We start from the raw sequence: 3,136 nt of genomic DNA, 5'->3' as shown, positions 1-3,136 counted from the left end.
CCGCACTGTGGGACAGCACCTGTAAGGGCGCGATGTCCGTCGACACGGTGGCATGTGGCGCCCCGCAGCTGACCATCCTGGCGTTCGGTGCCCCGGTGATCCTGCTGGCCGCGGGAATCTGGGCCTTTCTGCGTACCTACCGTGTCTGGCGTGACCACGGCGTCTGGTGGGCGTGGCAGGGCGCCGGATGGTTTCTGATGGTCCTGATGTTCGTCACGCTGACCATCGGCGCCCCGATCGCCGGGCCAATTCTGGCGCGCTGATCGTTCATTGATTCGAATAACCAGACATTTCAAGCTCTTTGGCGCGTTCCTTGAGTTGTGGCGCAGTCCAATCGTCCTTGGAGCCTGACTCGCCGCCTGAATCGTGCCCTTTCCCAGGCGCGTCGGGTTTTAGGTGTCGCCGCGAGTGGGTATTTCCTTGTGACCATGATGAGCTTGGTCGGCGGAAGGACCGCCCGTCACCCAATCATGGGGGACAAGATCACGAATGCGATGACATAGATGCCCACTGCGAGCAGTACGAGGATCACCAACGTGATGACGGAGATGGGTGCAACGCGCCGAATGCGGCTTGTGCACTCGATTTCCGTCGTCTCGCTCGACTCCACAGCGCGTGGAATAACCGGCGGCGATCATGACTAACCAGCTGGAGCGCGAGGGTAGTGTCGGTCAAACAATGCTGGGAGGCCCGATGACCGTTGCTGCGAAGCCGGTGAAGAATCAGCAACGCGGCGAGCGCGCGATTGAATTGCGCGTGGCGGCGAAGCTGGAGAACCTGGCGGTTTTGCGGACGTTGGTGGGGGCCGTCGGCACGTTCGAGGATTTGGATTTCGATGCGGTGGCCGATCTGCGGCTCGCGGTCGACGAGGTGTGCACCCGGTTGATTCGCTCCGCCACTCCGGACGCCACGCTGGCAATCGTGGTCGATCCGCACGACGACGAGCTGAAAGTCGAGGCGTCGACGACATGTGACACCGACGACGTCGTAACACCGGGCAGCTTCAGTTGGCACGTGCTGACGTCGCTGACCGATGACGTTCAGACTTTTCAGGACGGTAGCGGCCCTGGTGGCCATCGCGTCTTCGGTGTCACCCTGACTACCCGACGGGCGGGCTCTGCCAGGTGACACCGCGAGCCGGCGGTGGTTCGTCATCTCGTCCGAACGAATACGCCGACGTTCCCGACATGTTTCGTGAGCTGGCCGGTCTTGACTCCGGAGCGTCGGACTTCCAGCGTCATCGCGACAAGATCGTCGAGCGGTGTCTGCCGCTGGCCGATCACATCGCCCGCCGCTTCGAGGGCCGCGGTGAGCCCCGCGACGACCTGGTTCAGGTGGCCCGGGTCGGATTGGTCAACGCCGTCACGCGGTTTGACGTTGAGGCCGGTTCCGACTTCGTCTCCTTTGCGGTGCCCACGATCATGGGCGAGGTCCGTCGGCATTTCCGCGACAACAGCTGGTCCGTCAAAGTCCCACGCCGGCTGAAGGAACTGCACCTAAGGCTTGGCGCCGCGACCGCCGAACTTTCCCAGCGGCTTGGCCGTGCGCCCACCGCGACTGAACTGGCGCGCGAGCTCGAGATGGACCGCGCCGAAGTCATCGAGGGCCTGGTGGCAGGCAGCTCGTACAACACGCTGTCCATCGACAGCGGCGGCAGCAGCCCCGGGGATGAGGAAGCCCGAGCCATCGCCGACACGCTCGGCGATGTCGATACCGGGCTGGAGCGGATCGAGAACCGCGAGGCGCTGCGACCGCTCCTGGAAGGGTTGCCGGAACGCGAGCGAACCGTGTTGGTGCTCAGGTTCTTTGAATCGATGACGCAGACGCAGATCGCCGAGCGGGTCGGCATCTCGCAAATGCACGTCTCGCGATTGCTGGCTAAATCGCTGGCACGGTTACGGGACGAGCTGGAATAACCGGTTCGGATCCTGGTTTTCGTCGTCGGCGTCCGGCACATCGTGTATCGACGCGGCCAGCGGCAGCGTGTTGTCAGGGTCGCAGATCCGAAGCAGCCGGGACACCGCCTTGTTCGAGACCACGGCCCAGCGCAGATTGGCGCCCGCGCACTTGACATTGATCAAGTGCAGCGCCGAAAAGCCGGCAGTGCCAAAGAATTCCAGCCGACTCAAGTCCAGCATCAGCGGCGTGGCGTGAATCATGCACAGGTCGAAGTAGTCAGCGAGCTGACTGGCATTCGATGCGTCGAGCTCACCGTGGACGGTGACCACGACGCGGGACGAATCCCACTCCGCGGTGAACCGCGCGGAATGGTTCTCCCACGCGGGCGGTGGAAGTGCCGGGTCGGTTTCAGGAACCGGCGAAGCGGAGTTCGGGTGCAGAGCAGACATCAAAGTGACTCCATCAGTCGACAAGCAATCTGTGGATCACGTCAAGCGGTTGGCTTCCGCGCGTGAGGAGAAACTGGGAGGTCCAGCCTCCCCTTACGTCAATTAACGCTTGGGAAAGGGCGGCTGCGAACTCAACCTGTTTAAGACACTACCCCGACCACTGTGCGCCCACAACGTATGTGAATGTTTCTCAGAAAGCCTGGTCAGCTGTACGTGGCCGGTGGTCTCAGCTCGAATCATGTTGAGGCGCAACGATTGCGGCGGCAAATCGCCGAACTGACTCGGCAGCGGCGCCGGCCGCGTCGTCGTGGCCGGCGCGCGCTCGGGTGGCGATCGCGCCGGTGGCCGGATCCAGCGTCACCTCGGCCAGCAACTCACCGGTGGTGGGCTCACATACCGCCCACGAGTAGCGCGAGTCCGCGGCCCACCGAGCGTCACCGCGTACGACGTACTCCGGGTCGGTTACGCCGAGATCGGCCAGCGCGGGACGGTCGTCGATCCGGTCATCGGCCCGCAGGCCGCGCAGATACCACCGCCCGGCGTTGATCTCGACTGGATCCACGGGTTCGATGAACCGGGCGGCCGGGCTACTTGATCTCGGCGAGCACCGTGCCCTGGGTGATAGCCGCCCCGGTTTCGACGGCCAATCCGGTGATCACGCCGTCCTTGTGCGCGGTGACCGGGTTCTCCATCTTCATCGCCTCCAGCACGACGACCAGGTCGCCGGTCGAGACCTCCTGCCCCTCTTCGACGGCGACCTTGACCACGGTGCCCTGCATCGGGGCGGT

Annotated in this window: 6 protein-coding genes; 3 read left to right on the top strand and 3 right to left on the bottom strand. The window is 63.9% G+C overall.

Annotated elements, in window-relative coordinates:
- The 3 genes from WAN02_RS09055 to WAN02_RS09045 form a co-directional block, all read left to right on the top strand.
- Window positions 1-263, top strand: a 263-nt coding sequence (locus tag WAN02_RS09055) for a hypothetical protein (RefSeq protein WP_422263820.1), incomplete at its 5' end; no start/stop codon positions are given.
- A 430-nt stretch (window positions 264-693) separates the two neighbouring features.
- Window positions 694-1,128 (top strand): ATP-binding protein, encoded by a 435-nt coding sequence (locus WAN02_RS09050; RefSeq protein WP_422263819.1) that lies wholly within the window; start codon window positions 694-696, stop codon window positions 1,126-1,128.
- Window positions 1,125-1,916, top strand: a complete 792-nt coding sequence (locus WAN02_RS09045; protein WP_422263818.1) for an RNA polymerase sigma factor SigF — start codon at window positions 1,125-1,127, stop codon at window positions 1,914-1,916. Before WAN02_RS09050 ends, WAN02_RS09045 begins: the two co-directional genes overlap by 4 nt.
- Here WAN02_RS09045 and WAN02_RS09040 read toward each other — a convergent pair.
- From WAN02_RS09040 to WAN02_RS09030, 3 genes are all read right to left on the bottom strand, one after another.
- Window positions 1,896-2,348 (bottom strand): STAS domain-containing protein, encoded by a 453-nt coding sequence (locus WAN02_RS09040; RefSeq protein ID WP_422263817.1) that lies wholly within the window; start codon window positions 2,346-2,348, stop codon window positions 1,896-1,898. The genes WAN02_RS09045 and WAN02_RS09040 overlap by 21 nt on opposite strands.
- Window positions 2,349-2,574: 226 nt before the next feature.
- Window positions 2,575-2,910, bottom strand: a complete 336-nt coding sequence (locus WAN02_RS09035; RefSeq protein WP_422263816.1) for a hypothetical protein — start codon at window positions 2,908-2,910, stop codon at window positions 2,575-2,577.
- Between the two features lie 25 nt (window positions 2,911-2,935).
- A partial coding sequence (locus tag WAN02_RS09030) for a biotin/lipoyl-containing protein (protein ID WP_422263815.1) occupies window positions 2,936-3,136 on the bottom strand: 201 nt, incomplete at its 5' end.

This window comes from Mycobacterium sp., from assembly GCF_049281135.1.
GTDB lineage: Bacteria > Actinomycetota > Actinomycetes > Mycobacteriales > Mycobacteriaceae > Mycobacterium.
This window is presented reverse-complemented; position numbering and strand designations above follow the sequence as displayed.